General features: G+C 71.3%; 5 protein-coding genes. 4 read left to right on the forward strand and 1 reads right to left on the reverse strand.

Going from position 1 to position 4,355, the window contains the following annotated elements:
• Positions 1-364 (forward strand): helix-turn-helix domain-containing protein (locus AC1D01_RS22575; RefSeq protein WP_477870254.1); only part of this gene is annotated, 364 nt, incomplete at its 5' end.
• Between the two features lie 66 nt (positions 365-430).
• The gene (locus AC1D01_RS22580) at positions 431-835 is read left to right on the forward strand and encodes a hypothetical protein (RefSeq protein ID WP_477870256.1); all 405 of its coding nucleotides are present in this window, start codon (positions 431-433) and stop codon (positions 833-835) included.
• Positions 836-864: 29 nt separating this feature from the next.
• Here AC1D01_RS22580 and ruvB read toward each other — a convergent pair whose 3' ends face one another.
• Positions 865-1,920, reverse strand: coding sequence for a Holliday junction branch migration DNA helicase RuvB (gene ruvB / locus AC1D01_RS22585; protein ID WP_477870258.1), 1,056 nt, complete (start codon positions 1,918-1,920; stop codon positions 865-867).
• A gap of 98 nt (positions 1,921-2,018) precedes the next feature.
• Here ruvB and AC1D01_RS22590 point away from each other — a divergent pair, with 98 nt between their 5' ends.
• The gene (locus AC1D01_RS22590; RefSeq protein WP_477870260.1) at positions 2,019-2,414 is read left to right on the forward strand and encodes a DUF2946 family protein; all 396 of its coding nucleotides are present in this window, start codon (positions 2,019-2,021) and stop codon (positions 2,412-2,414) included.
• Between the two features lie 95 nt (positions 2,415-2,509).
• On the forward strand, positions 2,510-4,355 hold a 1,846-nt coding region (locus AC1D01_RS22595), incomplete at its 3' end, for a TonB-dependent receptor (protein ID WP_477870262.1).

Here is a 4,355-nt window from a genome sequence, read left to right on the forward strand (position 1 = left end):
GGGCCGTGCGGCGCGCCAGGTGCTGGCCGCACTGCAGCGGGCCGCGGCGGCGGCCACCGGCGAGCACATGCTCGCGATCGACGAACTCGCCCGCGACTGCGCGCTCAGCCGCGAACATTTCCACCGCGTCGCGACCCGCTGGCTGGGACTGAGCCCCGGCGACTACCTGCGCGCCGCCCGCATGGCCCGCGCCCGCCGGCTGCTGCTCGACGGCGCATCGATCGCGCAGGCGGCGCAGGCCTGCGGTTTCGCCGACCAGGCGCACCTGACGCGCTGGTTCAGCCGCCACTTCGGCTACACGCCCGGCGCGCTCGTGCAGGCGGCCCGGCCCCCCTTCGCGGGCCCCCAGGCGACCTCGCATTGACGCCCGGCCGGCGAGGTCTAGACTTCCTGCAGGTCCTTCATCGGGGCCCGTCTGGAGGGTGATGCGATGTCAGTCAAGCGGATGACCAAGGGTGCCCGGCCCCACTCGCTGGGCGCATTCAAACCGGTCGGCCACGTGGTCGTCGCGCTGCCGAGCGACGAGCTCGCGCGGCAGGCGATGCAGGCCCTCTTCGATGCCGGCTTCGACGACGATGACGTGATGTTCATCACCGCCGAGGAAGAAGGCGCGCAGATGCAGCACATGCYCGGCCACGCGAGCCAGCTGGCCGGTTTCGGCTACGAGGTGACGCTGATGCGCCGCTACCAGCAGCTCGCCGGCGAAGGCTGCGGCTGGCTGCTGGTGTACGCGCCCGACACGGCGCACGCCGAGCGCGTCGCCGAGGTCGTCAAGCGCTTCGATGCCCGGCTGGCCGAGCGCTACCACTGGCTGGTGGTCGAGGACCTGATCTGAGCTGACGGGGCAGCGGCCCCAGCGGCAGCTCAGTTGTCGAACAGGTCGCTCGCGGCCCGCGTCGGCGTCACGCCCAGGTGCCGGAAGGCCGCCAGCGTCGCGACCCGGCCGCGCGGCGTGCGCTGCAGGTAGCCCTGCTGGATCAGGTAGGGCTCGATCACGTCCTCGATGGTCTCGCGTTCCTCGCCGATCGCCGCGGCCACGTTGTCCAGGCCGACCGGGCCGCCGTCGAAGCGGTGGATCACCGCCTCGAGCAGCTTGCGGTCCATCACGTCGAAGCCCTGCGGGTCGACGTCGAGCATCGCGAGCGCCTTGTCGGCCAGCGCCTTCGAGATGCGGCCGTCGCCCTTCACGTCGGCGTAGTCGCGCACGCGCCGCAGCAGCCGGTTCGCGATGCGCGGCGTGCCGCGCGAGCGGCGGGCGATCTCGAACGCGCCCTCGGCATCGGTCGGCACGTTCAGCAGCCCGGCCGAGCGGTGCACGATGCGCGCGAGTTCGTCGGCGCTGTAGAACTCCAGCCGCGAGACGATGCCGAAGCGGTCGCGCAGCGGGTTGGTCAGCATGCCGGCGCGCGTGGTGGCGCCGACCAGCGTGAACGGCTGCAGGTCGAGCTTGATCGAGCGGGCGGCCGGGCCCTCGCCGATCATGATGTCGATCTGGTAGTCCTCCAGCGCCGGGTACAGGATTTCCTCGACGACCGGGCTCAGCCGGTGGATCTCGTCGATGAAGAGCACGTCGTTCTTCTCGAGGTTGGTCAGGATCGCCGCCAGGTCCTTCGGCTTCTCGAGCACCGGGCCCGAGGTCTGGCGCAGGTTCACGCCGAGCTCGTTGGCGATGATGTGGCTCAGCGTGGTCTTGCCGAGGCCGGGCGGGCCGAACAGCAGCACGTGGTCCATCGCCTCGCCGCGCATGCGGGCCGCGCTGATGAAGATCTCCAGCTGCTCGCGGACCTTGGCCTGGCCCACGTACTCGGCCAGGCCCTTCGGGCGCAGCGCCCGTTCGATCGCCTCTTCGTTGGGCGAGCTGGGCGCAGCACTGACCACGCGCGGTGGCAGGCTGCCGAAATCGTCGGTCTGGATGGCCATGTCGCATTATCGACGGCGCCGGCGAACGCTTGCGTTTGCTCACCCGGTGTGCAGGAAATGTGCAGAGGCCGTCCGGACGGCTGCGGCACAATCGGACCATGACCTCCCGCCATCCTGCATCGCGATGGGCCGTCTGGGCCTTTGCGCTGGCGCTGCTGCTGAAAGCCGCGGTGCCGATGCTGGCGGGTATGTCGGCGCAGATGCAGGGCAAGACGCTGGTCGAGGTCTGCACGGTCTACGGGGTCGCCACCGTCGCGCTCGACGACAGCGGCGAGCCGAAGCCGGCGCCCGCCGACCACGCCGGGGCGCATGGCAGCGAGCATTGCGCGCTGTCGGCGGTGCTGGCGCTCGCGGCGCCGCAGCCCGGCCCGGTCGTCGCCGCGCTCGCGGCGGCCGAATCGCCTGCGCTGCCGGTGCGCGCCGGCGCGCCGATCCCCGATGCCGAGGCCGACTGGATCGCCCGGCTCAAGCACGGCCCACCCCCGCTCACCTGAACCCACCGCCTTGGCCGCGGTGCGCGTGGCGCACCGACGGCCCGTGTGATCGACCGCGGCGTCGTGCGCCCGGTCCTGTTCAGGAGCATTCCGTGATGTACCGATTCACGCCAGCCGCCCGTGCGGCGCTGGCGCTGCTGGCCTGCCTGCCGATGGCGGCATGGGCCGATGAAGACACCGCTGCCACCCGCGCTGCAAGCGACGATGCCGCGGCACCCGTCAAGCACCTGGGCGTGGTCACCGTGACTGGCGGCCGCCGCGGCTCGCTGCCATCGCAGATCCCGACCACCATCGAAGGCATCAGCGGCGCGCAGGTGCAGGCCAGCATCAACGCGACCGACAGCGAAGACGCGCTGAAGTACCTGCCCAGCCTGCTGGTGCGCAAGCGCTATGCCGGCGACTACAACCACGCGGTGCTGTCGACGCGTGCGTCGGGCACCGGCAACAGCGCGCGCTCGCTGGTGTATGCCGATGGCATCCTGCTGTCGAACCTGCTCGGCAACGGCGCGAGCTTCGCGCCGCGTTGGGGGCTGGTGACGCCGGAAGAGATCGAGCGCGTCGACGTGCTGTACGGCCCGTTCTCGGCGGCCTACCCCGGCAACTCGGCCGGCGCGGTGGTCGACTACCTGACGCGCATGCCGTCGAAGTTCGAGGCCCATGCGATGGTCGGCGCGTTCTCGCAGCCGTTCCAGCTCTACGGCACCGACACCACCTACAACGGCTGGCAGACCAGCGCTTCGCTCGGCGACCGCCATGGCGRCTGGTCGTGGTGGATCAACGCGAACCGGCTCGACAGCGAAGGCCAGCCGCTGGTGTTCGACACCACGGCCACGCCGACCGCCGGCGCCGTGCCGGACACCGACAAGACCGGCAAGCCCTGGTACGTGCGCGGCACCAGCACGCAGTACCGCACGGTGCAGGACCACCTGAAGCTGAAGCTCGCGTACGACCTGGCCACCGACCTGCGGGCGAGCTACACGCTCGGCTGGTGGCGCAACGACGCGGTCGGGCGCTCGGACCAGTACGTGGCGCCGGTGCTCAGTGGCGTGACCAACCGCGACGGGCTGGCGCACCTGATGCAGGCGCTGTCGCTGAAGCAGAACACGGGCGGCGCGTTCGACTGGGAGCTGGCCGCGAGCGTCTACGACTACCGCCGCGACCTGAGCCGCAAGCCGGCGGCCGGTTCGACGCAGCAGCCGGCGTTGTCGCAACCGATGCTCGACGGCGGCAACGGCAGCGCGACCGACCTGAACGGCACCGGCTGGAACACGCTGTCGGCGCGCGGCACCTGGCGGCCGGGTGGCGAGGGCAGCGCCCATGTGGTCGACGCCGGGCTGCAGCAGGACAGCTTCCGCCTGCGCACCACCGTCTACGGCCTGGCGGACTGGATCGACCAGGAAAGCGGCACGGTCAACGCCCGTTTCAACGGCAACACGCGGCTGCGCTCGGTGTTCGGCCAGGACGCCTGGCGTGTCGCCGATGGCTGGATGGCGGTGTTCGGGCTGCGCGGCGAGCGCTGGCAGGCCTTCGACGGCCTGACGCAGACCGGCACGTTCACGCCGTATGCGCACCCGCAGCGCAGCGAGACCGCCTGGTCGCCGAAGGCCGCGCTCTCGCATGAGTTGCGCGAGGGCTGGGTGCTGAAGGCCTCGGCCGGGCGCGCGCTGCGGTTTCCGACGGTGTCCGAGCTGTACCAGGGCGCGGCCACCGCGACCGGCATCAGCACCATCGCGAACCCGGACCTGCGGCCCGAGCGCTCCTGGACCTCGGAACTCAGCTCCGAATGGACGCTGGCCGATGCCGGCACGCTGCGCCTGACGCTGTTCCACGAGGACACGCACGATGCGCTGTACAGCCAGCCGCTGCCGAACGTGACGCCGGTGACGAACAGCGTGCAGAACGTCGACCACGTGCGCACCACCGGCCTCGAAGCCGCCGCCC

Source organism: Rhizobacter sp. P3_B12 (assembly GCF_056402895.1).